This is a genomic window from Pseudomonas sp. FP453 (assembly GCF_030687495.1).
Lineage (GTDB): Bacteria > Pseudomonadota > Gammaproteobacteria > Pseudomonadales > Pseudomonadaceae > Aquipseudomonas.
This window is the reverse complement of the sequence record NZ_CP117435.1, coordinates 415,097-433,063: the sequence shown is the minus strand read 5'-3', so window position 1 is coordinate 433,063 and position 17,967 is coordinate 415,097. Positions and strand designations below refer to the sequence as shown.

General features: G+C 62.6%; 13 protein-coding genes and 1 pseudogene. All 14 read right to left on the bottom strand.

Annotated features, from left to right (window positions below; all coding sequences use genetic code 11):
- Positions 1–164: 164 nt before the first annotated feature.
- A pseudogene (mdoH, locus tag PSH87_RS01885) lies at positions 165–2,737 on the bottom strand (glucans biosynthesis glucosyltransferase MdoH); the annotation flags it as partial.
- The gene (locus PSH87_RS01880; protein ID WP_305432269.1) at positions 2,730–4,484 is read right to left on the bottom strand and encodes a glucan biosynthesis protein G; all 1,755 of its coding nucleotides are present in this window, start codon (positions 4,482–4,484) and stop codon (positions 2,730–2,732) included. The pseudogene mdoH and the gene PSH87_RS01880, both read right to left, overlap by 8 nt.
- Positions 4,485–4,751: 267 nt before the next feature.
- Positions 4,752–5,189 (bottom strand): D-aminoacyl-tRNA deacylase, encoded by a 438-nt coding sequence (gene dtd, locus PSH87_RS01875; RefSeq protein WP_305432268.1) that lies wholly within the window; start codon positions 5,187–5,189, stop codon positions 4,752–4,754.
- Positions 5,186–6,157, bottom strand: coding sequence for a prolyl aminopeptidase (gene pip, locus PSH87_RS01870; RefSeq protein WP_017738822.1), 972 nt, complete (start codon positions 6,155–6,157; stop codon positions 5,186–5,188). The genes dtd and pip overlap by 4 nt, the downstream gene beginning before the upstream one ends.
- A gap of 103 nt (positions 6,158–6,260) precedes the next feature.
- Positions 6,261–7,196, bottom strand: a complete 936-nt coding sequence (locus PSH87_RS01865) for an alpha/beta hydrolase (RefSeq protein ID WP_305432267.1) — start codon at positions 7,194–7,196, stop codon at positions 6,261–6,263.
- 91 nt (positions 7,197–7,287) lie between these two features.
- Complete coding sequence (gene choX / locus PSH87_RS01860; RefSeq protein WP_305432266.1) at positions 7,288–8,223, bottom strand: choline ABC transporter substrate-binding protein; 936 nt, start codon at positions 8,221–8,223, stop codon at positions 7,288–7,290.
- 191 nt (positions 8,224–8,414) lie between these two features.
- A complete protein-coding gene (hutG, locus tag PSH87_RS01855) occupies positions 8,415–9,215 on the bottom strand; it encodes an N-formylglutamate deformylase (protein ID WP_305432265.1) in 801 nt (266 codons plus the stop codon).
- An 11-nt stretch (positions 9,216–9,226) separates the two neighbouring features.
- On the bottom strand, positions 9,227–10,432 hold the full coding sequence (gene hutI / locus PSH87_RS01850; protein WP_305432264.1) for an imidazolonepropionase: 1,206 nt from the start codon (positions 10,430–10,432) through the stop codon (positions 9,227–9,229).
- A gap of 15 nt (positions 10,433–10,447) precedes the next feature.
- Positions 10,448–11,857, bottom strand: a complete 1,410-nt coding sequence (locus PSH87_RS01845) for an amino acid permease (RefSeq protein ID WP_017738817.1) — start codon at positions 11,855–11,857, stop codon at positions 10,448–10,450.
- A gap of 162 nt (positions 11,858–12,019) precedes the next feature.
- Entirely contained in the window at positions 12,020–13,552 is a 1,533-nt protein-coding gene (gene hutH, locus PSH87_RS01840) for a histidine ammonia-lyase (RefSeq protein WP_017738816.1), read from the bottom strand.
- 33 nt (positions 13,553–13,585) lie between these two features.
- Entirely contained in the window at positions 13,586–15,094 is a 1,509-nt protein-coding gene (hutH, locus tag PSH87_RS01835) for a histidine ammonia-lyase (RefSeq protein WP_305432263.1), read from the bottom strand.
- Positions 15,095–15,208: 114 nt separating this feature from the next.
- Positions 15,209–16,033: a glycine betaine/L-proline ABC transporter ATP-binding protein gene (locus PSH87_RS01830; protein ID WP_017738814.1), complete on the bottom strand. Its 825-nt coding sequence runs from the start codon at positions 16,031–16,033 to the stop codon at positions 15,209–15,211.
- On the bottom strand, positions 16,030–16,881 hold the full coding sequence (locus PSH87_RS01825; protein ID WP_017738813.1) for a proline/glycine betaine ABC transporter permease: 852 nt from the start codon (positions 16,879–16,881) through the stop codon (positions 16,030–16,032). The genes PSH87_RS01830 and PSH87_RS01825 overlap by 4 nt, the downstream gene beginning before the upstream one ends.
- A gap of 72 nt (positions 16,882–16,953) precedes the next feature.
- Positions 16,954–17,919 (bottom strand): ABC transporter substrate-binding protein, encoded by a 966-nt coding sequence (locus tag PSH87_RS01820; protein ID WP_305432262.1) that lies wholly within the window; start codon positions 17,917–17,919, stop codon positions 16,954–16,956.
- Positions 17,920–17,967 lie beyond the last annotated feature (48 nt).

Sequence of the window (17,967 nt, the reverse complement as noted above, 5' to 3'; positions counted from 1 at the left end):
AAATTTGCGGGGCGATGCTACCCCAGCCGCAGGCACGGCAATACGCCTCGGCGAAGGGTCTTTTGTTTCGAAATAACAAGGAGTTAGCGCTAACAGGAAGAAGCGCAAAACGCTGTAGGACCAGCGTTTGAAACACCCCCGGAGTGAACCCCCGGGGGCGTCTGAATCAGGCCGGTTGGGCCTGGGAGACTTGCGGTTGCAGCGGCAGCAACGGCGCGTGCGGATCAGCCTTGATCGACTCACGCCACGCCCCCAGCCACTCGGCATGCCCTTCGCTCCAGACCTGCTCGTGCAGGCGGGCCAGGGCGACCGGGTCACTGAGCAAGGCCACGCGTTCGCCGTTGTTGAGGCCGGCAGGGCCGACTTTCAACGCATGGCGCACACGCTCGGCGCGCAGGTACTCGATCGGCTCCGCTTCGCGGTGACGCGACGTCGCCAGGGCACAGGCCAGGGCATTCTGCTGCGGGTCGACCACGGCGCGGACAAAGCCGTCGTTGAGTGCATGCCAACGGTTTTCGTGGGTGTACTTCTCGGTGGACAGCAGCGCCTGCGGCGGATTGTATTCCTCGGGAATCAGGAACAGGCTCTCGTCGCGGGACTTGAGGCCCAGCTTGACCCGGCTGGAAATCACCGAGACCGGAATCGACAGCATCAGCGAACCGACAATCGGCACCAGCCACCACAGGAAGCTCGGGTTCAGCCACACCACCAACAGTGCCCACAGGAAGCCCAGCACGGTTTGCGGACCGTGGCGCTTGACCGCCTCGCTCCACGGCGTGGAGTCGTCGTCACGCTGCGGCGAGTTCCAGGTTGCGGCCCAGCCGAGGAACGCGGCCAGGACGAAACGGGTGTGGAAGATCATTCGCACCGGCGCCAGCAGCATGGAGAACAGCATCTCCAGCAGCATCGACAGGGTCACCTTGAACTTGCCACCGAACTCTTTCGCGCCCTTGGCCCAGATCAGGATGATGCTCAGCAGTTTTGGCAGGAACAGCAGCACGATGGTGGTGGAGAACAGCGCCACCGCCTTGTCGGGATGCCATTGCGGCCACAGTGGGTACAACTGGCGCGGGGCCATGAAGTACTGCGGTTCCATCAGGGTGTTCACCGCCAGCAACGCGGTAGACAGCACCAGGAACAGGAACCACAGCGGCGCCGACAGGTAGGACATCACGCCGGTGAGAAACACCGCACGGTGCACCGGGTGCATGCCCTTGACCAGGAACAGGCGGAAGTTCATCAGGTTGCCGTGGCACCAGCGACGGTCACGCTTGAGTTCGTCCAGCAGGTTCGGCGGCAGTTCTTCGTAGCTGCCCGGCAGATCGTAGGCAATCCACACGCCCCAGCCGGCACGGCGCATCAGCGCAGCTTCAACGAAGTCGTGGGACAGAATCGAACCGGCGAACGCGCCTTTGCCCGGCAACGGTGCCAGGGCGCAGTGCTCGATGAACGGTTTCATGCGGATGATCGCGTTGTGACCCCAGTAGTGGGATTCACCCAGCTGCCAGAAGTGCAGGCCGGCGGTGAACAGCGGGCCGTACACACGGGTGGCGAACTGCTGCATGCGCGCATACAGGGTGTCCATGCCCGACGCACGCGGCGCGGTCTGGATAATCCCGGCATCCGGCGTGGCTTCCATCAGGCGCACCAGGCTGGTCAGGCACTCGCCGCTCATCACGCTGTCGGCGTCGAGCACGACCATGTACTTGTAGTCACCGCCCCAGCGACGGCAGAAGTCGTCGAGGTTGCCGCTCTTGCGTTTGACGCGACGGCGACGGCGGCGATAGAAGATCTTGCCGAAACCACCGGCTTCACGGCACACGTCGAGCCAGGCTTGCTGTTCGGCGATGCAGATGTCGGCGTCGTTACTGTCGCTGAGCACGAAGAAGTCGAAGCGGTCCAGGTCGCCCGTGGCGGCCACCGATTCGAAGGTGGCGCGCAGACCGGCGAATACGCGGGGCACGTCTTCGTTGCAGATCGGCATCACCAGCGCGGTGCGGGCGTCCTTCGGAATCGGCTCGTCACCGGCACTTTTACCGGAAATGCGGTATTTATCGTGACCGGTCAGCAGTTCCAGGAAGCCCATCAGCGCGGTCCAGAAACCCGCCGACACCCAGCAGAACAAGATCCCGAACATGATCAGGATGCTGGTTTGCAGGGCGTAAGGCAGCACCTGCGTTGCGGTTTGCAGCAGGGTCTGGTTGCGGATTTCGTCGAAGTCGACGAGCGACCAGCCCTGGTACGGCATGATGCCTTTCATGTACCAGCCGGCAACGATGGTCTGGCCGAGCATCAGCACCAGCAGGATGTAGCGACGGATCGAACCCACGGTACGCCAGCGCGCAGCCGGCAATACACGTTCGTCTTTCGGCGGCTTCGGCGGGTTGGTGCGACCAGTCATCCGGCGCCAACCGCGCACCAGGATATTGGTGCGCCAAGGCTCGGGCACCACTTTGGTCCGACGGATCGGCGGCGTGGCTTTCAGGCACACGCGGCCTTCGGCGTCGAGCACGAGCATTTCGGCGTCTTGCAGCTCTTCGGCACTGTTGAGCAGCAGCCGCGAGCCCACCGACGCTTGGGCGGCGTCGGTCGGGGCGTCGAAGGTGGACGACGACAAGCGTTCGTGCAACTCGCTGAAAGACGTGCAGCCCGCCAGCTCGGCGCGCTGCTCGGCCGTCATCGGCAGGTGCGCCAGGTACTCTTGCAGAGTCTCTGGCGTGGCTTGGGAATTACTCATCGGCAGGCAACTGATAGCTCCAGGTCTCGGTCAGGACTTGTTCGGTCTTGATCGGCTCCGGTGTGGCTGGGGCAGCTTCTGGCTGCTTGTCTTTCGCGTCTTTTGCGTCTTTTGCGTCTTTCGCGTCTTTCTTGGCCTGCTTCTCGTGTTGCTTGGCCAGGACTTTGTCGGCCTTGAGCACGTGGCTCGAATCCTTCTCAGGCTCAGGCTTGACGATGTCCTGCACCAGGGCCGCACGCATTTCGGTCGGCTTGCCTGCGTCCTTGATCTTCATGCGCAGGGTCAGGCGCCAGCCTTTGGTGTGCTCGTTGTAGCGCACGCTGTTTTCGACCACTTCAGCGTTGTCGCCAACACTCACCTGGCTGCGCACCGGGGCGTCCGCCGGCAGTGCCTTGAGGGACGGGCCCTCGAAGTCCACCAGGTAGGCCACGCTGCCGTCCGGCTGACGGATCAGGTTGGACTGCTTCACGTCACCGGTGGAACGCAGGGTCTGCTTGACCCAGGCGCTGTCGGCCGGGTGCAGGGATTTTTCGTCCATGGTCCAGTGCAGGCGGTAGGCGACGTCCAGCGGCTCGCCCGGTTTGGGCAGCTCGGCCGGGCTCCAGAAGGCAACGATGTTGTCGTTGGTTTCGTCGGCGGTCGGGATCTCTACCAGGTCGACGGAGCCCTTGCCCCAGTCGCCTTCAGGCTCGATCCAGGCGCTTGGGCGCTTGTCGTAGTTGTCGTCGAGGTCTTCGTAGTGGCTGAAATCGCGGCCACGTTGCAGCAGGCCGAAACCTTTCGGGTTTTCGACGGTGAAGTTGCTGACCGACAGGTGTTTAGGGTTGTTCAGTGGGCGCCAGATCCACTCGCCGTTGCCGGCATGGATCGACAGGCCGCTGGAATCGTGCAGCTCACGGCGGTAGTTGAGCACCTTGGACGGCTGGTTCGCGCCGAACAGGAACATGCTCGTCAGTGGGGCAACGCCCAGCTTGCTGACCTTGTCGCGCAGGTACATCTGGGATTTCACGTCGACAATGGTGTCGGTGCCCGGACGCAGGGTCAGGCGATATGCACCGGTGGCACGCGGGGAATCCAGCAGGGCAAAGATCACCAGCTGTTTTTCACCCGGCTTCGGACGCTCGATCCAGAACTCGGTGAAACGCGGGAATTCTTCGCCGGACGGCAACGCGGTGTCGATCGCCATGCCACGGGCGGACAAGCCATAGGCTTGGCCCTTGCCGACGACGCGGAAGTAGCTGGCGCCGAGCATGGTCATGATTTCGTCTTGCTTGTCGGCCTTGTTGATCGGGTACAGCACACGGAAGCCGGCATAACCCAGTTGTTCGGTGGCTTTCGGATCAAGCTTCATGTCGCCGAAATCGAAACGCGAGGCGTCATATTTGATTTCGTTGACGCTGTCGGCCGTGACTTCGTTGATTTTCACCGGCGTATCGAAGTGCATACCCTGGTGATAGAAGGACAGCTTGAATGGGGTGTTCTGATCGGCCCACTCCGCTTTTTCGTTGCGGAAACGAATCTTCTGGTAATCGGCGAATTTCATTTCGCGGAATTCGTTCGGCAGATTGCTGCGCGGCGCTTCGTATTTCTGCCCGGCCAGCTCTTTAGCCTTGGCCGACACATCATCCAGACTGAATGCCCACAGTTGACCCGCGCCGAACAGGCAAAACAGGGCAGAGCCCGTCACCAGTGCGTTTCGTAACCGTTTGGCAGACAATTTTGGTGCATTACAGGGACTAACAATCACGAGCAACCCTCGCCGAAAACAGATCAAAAAACCAACGGCCAGCTATCTATATGCCAGGTTGGCGAGCATTGTTCCGACTCCCCTGGGGCAAAATGATTCCCCATTGGCGATCGGACAAGTCTCTACCTAAGTCAAAAATGGACCAAACAACGCTGATCCCCGTAGCGCGCGATTATCTAGTAGCCCGCGAGACAACGCATCAGGGGCAACGAAGTATTTGTAGTGAAATACTGCGTTTTTAGGCATTAAAAGTCGTTTTTAATACATTCATGTCTGGAGCAGGAAGGTCACAGGGCCATCATTGACCAAATGCACCTGCATATCGGCGCCAAAACGCCCCGACCCCACCTTGCCATGCAATTGTTGCGCTTGTACCAGCAAATGATCGAAAAGCGCCGCGCCCAAGGCCGGAGGGGCCGCCGTGGAGAAGCTCGGCCGCAACCCGCTCTTGGTGTCCGCCGCCAGGGTGAACTGCGATACCAGCAGCAAACCGCCGTCGATGTCCTTCAGCGACAGGTTCATCTTGCCCTCATCGTCGCTGAACACCCGATAGTTAAGCAGCTTGTGCAACAGTTTGTCGGCGCTCTCGGGCGTGTCGCCCGGTTCGACCGCCACCAGCACCAGCAAACCCTGGTCGATGGCCCCGACAATTTCCCCCGCGACCTCGACCCGGGCCCCACGCACCCGCTGCAACAGGCCCTTCATGCTTCTTCGGGCGGCAAGTCGAGCAGGCGCCGGGCCATCTCGCCGGTCGCACGCACCAACGCATCGGTAATGCCCGGCTCGGATGCCGCATGCCCGGCCTCGCGAATCACCTGCAATTCACTGTTGGGCCACGCCTGATGCAGCTCCCAGGCGTTATCCAACGGGCAGATCATATCGTAGCGGCCATGGATGATTACGCCAGGCAGATGGGCGATCTTGTGCATGTCGCGAATCAGCTGGTTGGGCTCCAGGAAGGAGTTGTTGGTGAAGTAATGGCATTCGATCCGCGCAATCGACAACGCGCGCTGCGGCTCGGAAAAACGCTCCACATGCTGCGGACTCGGGCACAGGCCGAGCATGCGCCCTTCCCAACCGGACCAGGCCTTGGCCGCGTGCATCTGGGCGATCTGGTCGTTGCCGGTGAGGCGCTTGTGGTAGGCCGCGATCATGTCGTGGCGCTCCTCCACCGGGATCGGCGCGAGGTAGTCCTGCCAGTAGTCCGGGAACAGGCGGCTGGCACCGGCCTGGTAGAACCATTCGATGTCTTGCGGGCGGGCGAGGAAAATGCCGCGCACGATCAGGCCAAGCACACGCTCGGGATGGGTTTGCGCATAGGCCAGGGCCAGGGTCGAGCCCCAGGAGCCGCCGAACAGCACCCATTTGTCGATGCCCAGGTGTTCGCGGATGCGCTCAAGGTCAGCGACCAGGTCCCAGGTGGTGTTGTTTTCCAGGCTCGCACGCGGGGTGGAGCGCCCGCAGCCACGCTGGTCGAAGGTGACAATGTGGTACAGGTTCGGATCGAAATAGCAGCGGCTGTTGGCATCGCAACCGGCGCCAGGGCCACCGTGGATGAAGACGACAGGCAAGCCTTCGGGGGAGCCACTTTCGTCGACGTACAGGGTGTGCGTGTCATCGACGGCCAGATCGTGCCGGGCGTAGGGTTTGATCTGTGGAAACCAAGTCTGCATTGCGCGCTCCGTAAGGGGTCGGGTTCATCCCTGAGGGGACGTCTATTATTGTGCCGTCTGGCACTATAAACCCGAATTGTGCAATGAGCATGTCCTTGAGCGCTTAGACCTGTGTCAGCCCTTCGCTCCTCAGGTAACCCAGCAAGCAGTCGTAGAGTTGATCCACCTCCGCCACCTGCCGCCGCGCCCGCAGGCAGCCATGGATCAGGCCCTTGCCGGGATACAACAGCGTCTCCACGGCCGCCGCGTGCAGGCGTTCGGCGTAGAGCCTGCCATCGTCGCGCAGCGGGTCGAACTGGGCCACGGCGATAAAAGCCCTGGGCAGGCCGCTGAAATCGGTGGCCAGCAGCGGCATGCCGTAGGGCGACAGTTGAGCGTCGTCGCCCAGGTAAAGCGCTCGATAGTAGTCACTGTCGGCAGTGCTGAGCAGCGGCGCATCCCGGCAATCACGACGGGACGGTAAATCCGCCGGGCCGCCCAGCCCCGGATAAATCAGCACCTGGGCCAGCGGCAACGCCTGCCCGGCGTCGCGTAACCCCAGGCATAACGCCGCCGCCAGGTTGCCGCCCGCACTGTCGCCCGCCACCACCAGCCGTCGCTGGTTGACGACGTGCGGCCCCTGCCCCATCTGGATCGCCTGCCACACCGCGCGGCAATCGTCGTACGCGGCCGGGAACGGGTGCTCGGGGGCCAAGCGGTAGTCGATGGCGATCACCAGCACCTGTAACTCATTGGCCAGTTCTGCGCAGATGAAGTCGTGGGAATCCAACCCGCCGACCACCCAGCCGCCGCCGTGCATATATAGAAGGCAGGGCCAACCGTCGGAGGGGGTGGCTGTGGTGGGTCGGTAACTGCGCACGGCTACGCCGCCCAGGGAAAAATCTTCTATTAGCAGGTCTTGCGGCGGTGGCGGGGTGAAGGCCTGGCACATGCGGTTGTAGTTCTGGCGCAGGCCGGCCAGGGAGGTATCGGCGCTGGTGAAGGATTCGGTTTTATCCACAAAGGCGCGCATTTGCGAAGATATCGGGTATTGGGACATACATAGACTTCCCTGACGATGGAGATCAACTGTGGGAGCTGGCTTGCCTGCTCCCACATTGCCCCTCTTTGTTTGATTTACCGTGTTTGGCTCAGGGTTTGAGGCTGGCCTGCACAGCCGCCACGCCATCCTGGCCATCAAACGCCGTCACCCCGGCCAGCCAGCGCTGCAGATCCTCGGGATGGTCACGCAGCCACTGCTTGGCCACGGCCTGGGGCGACTGGCGTGCCATGATCGGCACCATCAACTGGCTTTCCTGGGGGGCGGTAAAGGTAAGGTTTTCCAGCAGGCGGTTGGCGTTGGGACAACGCTCAGCGAAGTCCGGCGCGGTGACGGTAGAGACGGTAGCGCGGCCTTCATTGGGGCCGAACAGATCGTTACTGCCGGTCAGGTAGACCATGTCCATATTGATATTCATCGGGTGCGGGGTCCAACCGACGAAGACCACAAATTCCTTGCGGCTCACCGCACGCTGCACGGCGGCCAGCATCCCGGCTTCACCGGAGGCGACCAGCTTGAAGCTGCCCAGGCCGAAATCGTTGGCATCGATCATTTTTTGCAGGTCCGTATTGGCGGCGCTCCCCGGCTCAATACCGTAGATCTTGGCGCCCAATTGGTCCTTGAAGCGGGCGATATCGGCAAAGGTGTTCAACCCGGCATCGGCCACGTACTTCGGCACAGCCAACGTCGCCCGGGCCTCGGCAAGGCTTGGTGAATCAAGGACCTTGACCTGCTTGGCCGCCAGGAACGGGGCGATGTTCTTGTCCATCGCCGGTTTCCAGTAACCCAGGAAGATATCCAGGCGTTTATCGCGAATACCGGCAAAAATCAGCTGCTGCACGGCCGTGGTTTGCTTGCTGTGATAGCCCAAGCCGCTGTACAGCACGTCGGCGATGGCAGAAGTGGCGACCACGTCGGTCCAACTGACCACGCCCATGCGGATGTTTTTGCAGGAGGCCGGTTCGGCGGCCATGGCTTGTGCACTGAACAGTGCGGCGACGATGAGGCTCAACAAGGTTTTTTGCATGGGGGGCGGTCTCACTCGGCTGTTGTTATTGCACAACCTTAGCCAGTGGGGCCTGGGTGGACACGAACTGGGGCGACCGGCAGTTGCACTGGGGCGACTGTGGGGCCCTCATCGCGGGCAAGCCCGCTCCCACATTTGGACTTGTGAATACAGTGAAAACTGTGGGAGCTGGCTTGCCTGCGATAGCGATATCAGCCGTAACGCCGTTGCCCCCAGGCCAACACCCCTTCCAACAACTGCTTCAACACCACCCGCGTCGGCTCAGCCAGATCCGCCCGATAACGAAACGGTTCCACCTCTTCCATATAAGTGCTCTGGCACAACTCCAGCTGCACCGCATGAATATCCTGCGCCGGGTTGCCGTAATGGCGGGTGATATGCCCGCCCTTGAAGCGCCCGTTCAACACATGGCTGTACTGCGGATGCCCGGCGCAGATGGCTTCCAGTTGGCTGGCCAACGCGGGATCACAGGCAGCGCCATTGAAGGTGCCAAGGTTGAAGTCCGGTAGCTTGCCGTCGAACAGGTGCGGGATCACCGAGCGGATCGAGTGCGCATCGAACAGCAAGGCGTAGCCGAACTCGGCCTTGAGCCGTGCCAGCTCCTCCTGCAGCGTGCGATGATACGGGCCCCAGATCTTCTGCAAGTAACTGGCGCGCTCGGTCTCGGTCGGCTCCAGCCCCTCACGGAACAACGGCACGCCGTCGAACAACGTGGCCGGGTACAGCCCGGTGGTGGCGCCGACGTACAGCGGCTTGTCGTCGGACGGCCGGTTCAGGTCGATCACAAACCGCGAATATTCGGCCGACAAGGTGCTGGCACCCAGCGCCTCGGCAAAGTCATACAGCGTGGGGATATGCCAGTCGGTGTCCGGCAGACTTTGTGCCTCGGGGATCAACCCGGCCGCGACCGCCGGCGTCAGGCGCAAACCCGCGTGGGGCATGCTGATTAGCAGCGGCACCCGGCCTTGTTTGAAGTTCAGAACCTTATCCACAACCCTACTCCTCAAACGGTGACATCAGCGCCGTGGCGCACGACGCGTTTATCCAGTTCGCCGCCCAGCCAGTAGGCCAGGTCGGCGGGACGATCAATCTGCCAGGCGACAAAGTCCGCGACCTTGCCCACTTCCAGGGAGCCGTGGGTGTCGCCCATGCCCAGCGCCGTGGCGGCATGTTGCGTGGCGCCGGCCAAGGCTTCTTCCGGGGTCATGCGGAACAGGGTGCAGGCCATGTTCAACATCAGGCGCACCGACAACGCCGGCGAAGTGCCGGGGTTGAGGTCGCTGGCGATGGCGATCTTCACCCCGTGCTTGCGCAGGGCGTCCATCGGCGGCAGCTGGGTTTCCCGCAGGAAGTAGAACGCCCCCGGCAGCAACACGGCGACGGTGCCGGAGGCGGCCATGGCGATGGCGTCTTCCTCGGTCATGAACTCCAGGTGATCCGCCGACAACGCGTGATAACGCGCCGCCAGGCTGGAGCCGTGCAACGACGAAAGTTGCTCGGCGTGCAGCTTCACCGGCAGGCCCAAGTGCTGGGCGACCTTGAACACACGCTCGACCTGCTCGGTGGAGAACGCCAGGTATTCGCAGAACGCGTCCACCGCGTCCACCAGCCCTTCTGCCGCCAGGGCGGGCAGCATTTCGCTGCAAATGTGCTGGATATAGTCGTCGGCCCGATCCTTGTACTCCGGCGGCAATGCATGGGCCGCCAGGCACGTGGCACGCACACTGACCGGCAGCGCCTCGCCCAGGCGCCGGGCGACCCGCAGCATCTTGCGTTCGTTGGCCAGGTCCAGGCCATAACCGGACTTGATCTCCACCGTGGTCACGCCGTCACGCAGCAAACTGCGCAGGCGCTTGTGGGCACTGGCAAACAGTTCATCTTCGCTTGCCGCGCGGGTGGCGCGCACGGTGCTGGCAATGCCGCCGCCCTTGGCCGCGATCTCGGCATAGCTCACGCCCTCAAGGCGCTGCTCGAATTCGCCACTGCGATTGCCACCGAACACCGTGTGGGTGTGGCAGTCGATCAGCCCGGGGGTGACCCACGCGCCTTGCAGGTCGTGAACCTGCGCATAGTCGCCCTGGGGCAGTTCAGCCAAGGGGCCGATCCACTCGATGAGCTGACCTGCGGTGACCAGGGCAGCATCCTCGATGATCGAGTATTTGCCGCCCGCCATGGTTGCGACGTGGCAGTGTTGCCAAAGCGTTTTCATCAACGCCTCCCTAAATTAACGATGAGACAAAGCCGGGTCGTAATGGACCTTGGCCGCTTGCCCGGCAGCGGGCTTGACCCACAGCAGGTAGGCCAGCACCAGCAACACGATCCACACGGCGCCGACCAGCAAGGCGGCCTGGGTGTCCGGGAAATAACCCAGCACACCAAACACAAACAGCATGAACACGATGGCCGCCGCTGGCGCATAGGGCCAGAACGGTACCGGGAATTTCAGTTCGGCCACCTGCTCGCGGGTCATCGAGCGGCGCATGGCGACCTGGGTAAACAGGATCATCAGCCACACCCACACGGTGGCGAAGGTGGCAATCGAGGCGATCAGCAGGAACACATTTTCCGGGATCAGGTAGTTGAGCACCACGCCGCCCAGCAGCGCGGCGGCCATCACCACCACGGTCATCCACGGCACGCCCTGCTTGGACAGTTGCGCAAAGCCTTTGGGCGCCTGCCCTTGCTGGGCCAGGCCGTACATCATGCGGCCGGCGCCGAAGATGTCACTGTTGATCGCCGAGACGGCTGCCGAGATCACCACGATATTGAGGATGGTCGCCGCCGAGCCGATGCCGAGGTTGCTGAAGATCTGCACGAACGGGCTGCCCTGGCTGCCGATCTGCGGCCACGGGTAGATGGCCATCAGCACAAACAGGGTGAGCACGTAGAACAGCAGGATGCGCAGCGGCACGGCGTTGATCGCCTTGGGGATCACGCGTTGCGGGTCCTTGGCTTCACCGGCGGTGATGCCGATGATCTCGATGCCGCCGAAGGCAAACATCACCACGGCAAACGAGGCGATCAGGCCGCCGATGCCGTTGGGCATAAAGCCGCCGTGGGCCCACAGGTTGCTGAGGCCGCTGGCCTGGGTTTCACCGGCGGTGTGGATACCAAACAGCATGATGCCGAAGCCGCCGAGGATCATTGCGACGATGGCGCCGACCTTGAGCAGCGACAGCCAGAACTCCATTTCGCCAAACACTTTGACGTTGCACAGGTTCAGGCCGCCGATCAAAAACACGATGCCCAGCACCCAGACCCAACGTGCCACGTCGGGAAACCAGAAGCCCATGTAGATGCCGAACGCCGTCACATCGGCGAGACAGACAATGATCATTTCAAACGCGTAGGTCCAGCCGAGGATAAAACCGGCCATGGGCCCCAGGTAGGTGCTGGCGTACTGGCCGAACGAGCCGGACACCGGGTTGTGCACGGCCATCTCGCCAAGGGCGCGCATCACCATGAACACCGCGGCGCCGCCGATCAGGTAGGCCAGCAGCACGGCCGGGCCGGCCATCTGGATGGCCGAGGCGGAGCCGTAGAAAAGCCCGGTGCCGATCGCCGACCCCAGTGCCATGAAGCGAATATGTCGGGCGCTTAGGCCGCGTTTCAAACCTTGTTCTTGCTGGTGCATTTCTCGTCCCTAATTATTTTTATCCTGAGAAAATTCTGAATCTACTGAAGATCAAATGTGGGAGCTGGCTTGCCTGCGATGGCGGTGTGTCAGTCACCTATGTTTCAACTGATAGATTGCTATCGCAGGCAAGCCAGCTCCCACATTGATCGGTGTTGCGCCTTAGAGGCTTGGCAGCAACTTGGCCGGCACCAGTTCATTCAGGCAGCGGCTGGCAAGCAGTTCGCTGGCGGCGTTGATGTCCGGGGCGAAGAAACGGTCCTTCTCATAGAACGCCACTTTGTCGCGCAGGATGGCGCGCGCCTTTTCCAGCTTCGGCGAGGTTTTCAGGCCTTCGCGCAGGTCCAGGCCCTGGCAGGCCGCCAGCCATTCGACCGCCAACACGCCACGGGTGTTCTCGGCCATTTCCCACAGGCGCTTGCCCGCCGCCGGGGCCATCGACACGTGGTCTTCCTGGTTGGCCGAGGTTGGCAGGCTGTCCACGCTATGCGGGTGCGCCAGCGCCTTGTTCTCGCTGGCGAGCGCGGCGGCGGTCACCTGGGCGATCATGAAACCGGAGTTGACCCCGCCATTGCCCACCAAAAACGGCGGCAGCTGGGACATGTGCTTGTCCATCATCAACGAGATACGGCGCTCGCTGAGGGAGCCGATTTCGGCGATGGCCAGGGCCATGTTGTCAGCGGCCATGGCCACCGGTTCGGCGTGGAAGTTGCCGCCGGAGATCACGTCGCCTTCGGCGGCAAATACCAGCGGGTTATCCGACACGGCGTTGGCTTCGACCACCAGCACTTCAGCGGCCTGGCGGAACTGGGTCAGGCAGGCGCCCATGACTTGCGGCTGGCAACGCAGGGAGTACGGGTCCTGGACCTTGTCGCAGTTCTGGTGCGACTGCGACACCTGGCTGCTTTCACCCAGCAGGTCGCGATAGGCCGTGGCGGCGTCGATCTGCCCCCGCTGGCCGCGCGCGGCGTGAATACGCGCGTCGAATGGCGAGCGCGAACCGAGCACTGCTTCCACGGTGAGCGCGCCACACGCCAGGGCCCCGGCGAACAGGTCTTCACCTTCAAACAGGCCACGCAAGGCATAGGCGGTGGAGACCTGGGTGCCGTTGAGCAGCGCCAGGCCTTCTTTGGCGGCGAGGGTCAGCGGCGTGAGGCCGGCGACTTTCAGCGCGTCGGTGGCTTCCAGCCATTCGCCCTTGTAGCGCGCCTTGCCTTCGCCCAGCAGCACCAGGGACATGTGCGCCAACGGCGCCAAGTCACCGGAAGCACCCACCGAGCCTTTCAGCGGAATGTGCGGGTACACCTCGGCATTGATCAGCGCGATCAACGCGTCGATCACCTGGCGACGGATGCCGGAGAAGCCACGGCTGAGGCTGTTGACCTTGAGCACCATGACCAGCCGCACCAGCGCATCGCTGATGGGCTCACCGACGCCGGCGGCGTGGGACAGCACCAGGGAACGCTGGAGGTTTTCCAGGTCTTCACTGGCGATGCGGGTCGAGGCCAGCAGGCCGAAACCGGTATTGATGCCGTAGGCGGTGCGATTCTCGGCGAGAATCTGCTCCACGCACGCCACGCTGGCTTCGATCTGCGCCGTGGCGCTGTCATCCAGGCTGAGTGTTACCGGCTGCTGGTAGATGGCCCGCAGTTGGGCAAGGCTCAGTTGGCCTGGAATCAGATTTAGCGCAGTCACATTCCTACTCCTTTTGAATTGTTCTTTTGACGATCAGTGCAAATTGGGTAACGCGGTGTCTTTGATCAACTGGGCAGCGGCGGCAATGTCCGGCGCCAGCCAGCGGTCTTGTTCGTAGGCCGGCACCCCTTCGCGCAGCAAGCGCCAGGCGCGGTCGGTGCCGGCGCCGAAACGCTGGTCCTTCAGGAATTCGAACGCCTGGGCCGCCAGCAAATACTCGATGGCGAGGATCTGCGTGACGTTGGCCAGCACCTGGTGCAGCTTGAGCGCGGCGTTGGTGCCCATGCTCAGGTGGTCTTCCTGCAAGCCGGAGGTGACGAAGTTGTCGAGCACGGCCGGTTGCGCCAGTTGGCGATTTTGTCCACACAGGGACGCGGCGACGTACTGCACGATCATCATCCCGGAGTTGACCCCGGGGTTGCTCACCAGGAACGCCGGCAGACCGCTGACGTGGGGGTTGATCAGGCGGTCCAGGCGGCGCTCGGCCACCGAGCCGATCTCGGCCATGGCGATGGCGAGCAGGTCTGCCGCCAGGGCCACCGACTGGCCATGCGGGTTGGCCTGGGACACCACGCGGTAGCTGTCCGGCGTGCCGAGCAGCAGCGGGTTGTCGGTGGCGCTGTTGAGTTCGGTCTCGATCTGGCGCGTGGCGTGCTCCACCTGATCGCGGGCTGCGCCGTGGATCTGCGGGATCGAGCGGATGCTCAACGCGTCCTGGGTGCGAATGCCTTTGCTGCTGGCGATCACTTCACTGCCGTCCAGCAGCGCACGCAGGTTGATACCGACGTGCTGCATGCCCGGGTGCGGCTTGAGGGCGATGATTTCTTCGTCAAACGCATCGATCTGGCCGCGCTGGGCCTCGAAACTCATGGCGCCGATCACATCGGCCCATTGCAGCAAATGGTGCGCATCGGCCAGGGCCAGGCAGCTCAGGCCGGTCATGCACGGCGTGCCGTTGACCAGGCACAGGCCGTCCTTGGCGCCGAGCACCACCGGCTGCAAACCTTCGGCGCTCAACGCTTGCTGCGCCGGGACGATCTGGCCGCGATAGCTCACATTGCCCACACCCAACAGCGCCACGCCGACGTGGGCCATATGGGTCAGGTAACCCACCGAGCCCTGGGACGGCACTTGCGGCGTGATGCCGTGGTTGAGCAGCGCCAGCAACGCGTGCACCACCTGCGGGTGCAGGCCGGATTTGCCGTGGCTGTAGTTGATGATCGTGGCGCAGATGATCGCGCGGGTCTGTTCGTCGCTGAGCACCGGGCCGACGCCGCAGGCGTGGCTCAGCAGGGTGTTGCGTGACAGCTGGCTGAGTTGCTCGCCCTTGAGCGAGACATTGCACAGCGCGCCGAGGCCGGTGTTCACGCCGTAGGCGCGTTCGCCGCTGGTAACGATGCGTTGCACGATGGCCTGGGCATTGTCGATGCGCGCCCAGGCTTGGCCCGAGAGTTCGAGGACGGCGCCGTGGCGGGCGACGGCGACTACGTCCTGCCAACGTAAGGGGGTGTTGGCGATGATGATTTTGGTTGGCTGGGACATCTTCATACCTTCGTTAATTCTGGTGCAGCTTCACTGGCCTCATCGCAGGCAAGCCAGCTCCCACATTTGGAATGCATTTCCCTGTGGGAGCTGGCTTGCCTGCGATAGCGTCCGTCAGACCACCGCCGCCCGCCGCTGAACAAACCGGTCCACATATTCATCCGCCGGCGAATGCAGGATCTCGCGCGGCGTGCCGACCTGGATCAGCTTGCCGTCCTTGAGGATCGCAATGCGGTTGCCAATCCGCACCGCTTCATCCAGGTCGTGGGTGATGAATACGATGGTCTTGTGCAGGGTCTTTTGCAGCTCCAGCAACTGGTCCTGCATCTCGGCGCGGATCAACGGGTCGAGGGCGCTGAACGCTTCGTCCATGAGGATGATGTCGGTGTCCGCCGCCAACGCCCGGGCCAGGCCAACGCGCTGGCGCATGCCGCCGGAGAGCTGGTGCGGGTATTTGTTCTCGTAGCCCTTGAGGCCCACGGTTTCGATCCAGTGCAGGGCGCGTTCGGCGCACACCTGCTTGCTTTCGCCGCGCACTTTGAGGCCGTAGGCGACGTTGTCGAGCACGCTCTTGTGGGGCAGCAGGCCGAAGCTCTGGAACACCATGCTGATCTTGTGCCGACGGAATTGGCGCAGGGCTTCCATGTCCAGCTGCAGGATGTCTTCGCCGTCCACCAGGATCGCGCCGCTGGTAGGATCGATCAGGCGGTTGAAGTGGCGTACCAGGGTGGATTTGCCGGAACCCGACAGGCCCATGATCACAAAGATCTCACCGGTGCCGATGCTCAGGGACAGGTCATTCACGCCGACCACGCAGCCGGTCTCGGCCAGCACCTGGTCCTTGGTCTTGCCCTGGCCGATCAGCGCCAGCGCTTCCTTGGAGCGCGAGCCGAAGATCTTGAAGACGTTTTTAACTTCGATTTTGCTGACAGTAGTCATTTGCTCGCCTCATGCCGTGGACGACCATAGGCCTGGGTAATGCGGTCGATGACCACGGCGAGAATCACGATCGCCAGGCCGGCTTCAAGGCCGCGCCCGACGTTGAGGGTCTGGATGCCGACCAACACGTCTTCACCCAAGCCACGGGCACCGATCATCGAGGCGATCACCACCATCGACAGCGCCATCATGGTGGTCTGGTTAATGCCGGCCATGATGCTCGGCAGCGCCAGCGGCAGTTGCACGCCGAACAGCTGTTGCCAGCGGTTGGCGCCAAAGGCGTTGATGGCTTCCATGACTTCGCCGTCCACCTGGCGAATCCCCAGGTCGGTCAGGCGAATCAGCGGCGGCGCGGCGTAGATCACCGTGGCGAAAATCGCCGGGACCTTGCCCAGGCCAAACAGCATCAGCACCGGGATCAGGTACACGAAGCTCGGCATGGTCTGCATGATGTCCAGCAACGGCATCAGCACCGAACGCAGGCGATTGCTGCGCGCCGAGAGGATGCCCAGCGGGATGCCGATCAGCACCGAGATCACCGTGGCGACCATCATCAGCGCCAGCGTTTGCATCAGCTTGTCCCACAGGCCAACCGCGCCCACCAGGAACAGCAAACCGACGATCACCGCCGTGGTCAGCACCTTGCGGGTGGCATGCCAGGCGACGCCGCCGACGATGGCCAGCATCAGCCACCAGGGCGCCGCGCGCAGCAGCCCTTCCAGGTTGACGATGGCCCACAACAGGGTGTCGGAGATGTGCCGGAACACATCGCCGTAGTTGGTGACCAGTGAGTCCACCCAACCGTTGACCCAGTCGGCGATGGAAAACGTAAAACTCTCAGGAAACATATCGTGCTCTCGATCCAATGGGTTGTGGCCAGGCGCCCGGCCGACCCCTCAGGGTAGCCGGGCACGCTTGACCTACAAGGCCGCGTCGATTTTCTTGGCTGCGTCTTCGCTCACCCAGGCGTGCCAGACTTCAGGATGTTCCTTGAGGAAGATCTTCGCCAGCTTCGGCGACTCAATGCGCTCCTTGGCCATGCGTCCCAGGTTCTGGTTCAGCAGGTCGATGGGCAGGTTGACCTTTTCCAGCACGGCCACCAGTTCCGGGGCTTGCTCGTGGAAGGTCTTGGACAGGCCGACCTTGATGGTCACGCTCTTGTCCACACCGGCTTTTTCTTCCAGCTTGACCAGATCGACCTGGCCCATCAGCGGCGTTGGCGACCAGTAGTAGAACAGGATCGGCTCGCCACGCTTGTAGCTCGACAACACCGCCGCATCCAGCGCCGGGCCGGTGCCTGGGCGGAAGTTGGTGTAGGAACTTTCCAGGCCGTAGCTCTTGAGCATTTCGCTGTTGTCCAGCTCACAGGTCCAGCCGGCCGGGCAGTTGTAGAAACGGCCTTTGGACGGTTCTTCCTGGTCCTTGAACACGGCGGCGTACTTGGCCAGGTCGGCGATGGTTTTCAGGTCCGGCGCCTTGGCTTCAAGCTTGCGCTTGGCGTCGCCTTCGATCACGTAGCGCGGCACGTACCAGCCTTCGATTGCGCCGACCACCGGCGCGCCGACGCCGACGACTTTGCCGGCCTTCTCGGCCTTGTTCCAGACTTCGCTGCGGCCGACCCATTCTTCGGCGAAGACCTGGATGTCATTGCTGCTCAGGGCGTTTTCCATGGTGATGGAATTGCCCGGCAGGCTGTCGGTTTTGCAGTCGTAGCCTTTTTCCAGCACGGTTTGCAGGATGTCGGTAAGCAACATGCCGCTTTCCCAGTTCAGGCCGGCGAATTTCACCGGTTTGCCGGACTCGCACCAGCCGGCTGCCTGGGCGCCAACACTGGCCAGCACGCCCGCAGAGAACAGGGTGGCCATCAGGGTTTTATGCATTTTCATTGTTGTGACGCTCCCAATCTTGAAATGGATTACGGCAGTCAGTAGGCA

Bases quoted from the DNA above. Each gene is read 5' to 3' on its own strand.
- dtd (WP_305432268.1), bottom strand. From the start codon at position 5,189: ATGAAGGGCCTGTTGCAGCGGGTGCGTGGGGCCCGGGTCGAGGTCGCG.
- pip (WP_017738822.1), bottom strand. From the start codon at position 6,157: ATGCAGACTTGGTTTCCACAGATCAAACCCTACGCCCGGCACGATCTG.
- PSH87_RS01865 (WP_305432267.1), bottom strand. From the start codon at position 7,196: ATGTCCCAATACCCGATATCTTCGCAAATGCGCGCCTTTGTGGATAAA.
- choX (WP_305432266.1), bottom strand. From the start codon at position 8,223: ATGCAAAAAACCTTGTTGAGCCTCATCGTCGCCGCACTGTTCAGTGCA.
- hutI (WP_305432264.1), bottom strand. From the start codon at position 10,432: ATGAAAACGCTTTGGCAACACTGCCACGTCGCAACCATGGCGGGCGGC.
- PSH87_RS01845 (WP_017738817.1), bottom strand. From the start codon at position 11,857: ATGCACCAGCAAGAACAAGGTTTGAAACGCGGCCTAAGCGCCCGACAT.
- hutH (WP_305432263.1), bottom strand. From the start codon at position 15,094: ATGTCCCAGCCAACCAAAATCATCATCGCCAACACCCCCTTACGTTGG.
- PSH87_RS01830 (WP_017738814.1), bottom strand. From the start codon at position 16,033: ATGACTACTGTCAGCAAAATCGAAGTTAAAAACGTCTTCAAGATCTTC.
- PSH87_RS01825 (WP_017738813.1), bottom strand. From the start codon at position 16,881: ATGTTTCCTGAGAGTTTTACGTTTTCCATCGCCGACTGGGTCAACGGT.
- PSH87_RS01820 (WP_305432262.1), bottom strand. From the start codon at position 17,919: ATGAAAATGCATAAAACCCTGATGGCCACCCTGTTCTCTGCGGGCGTG.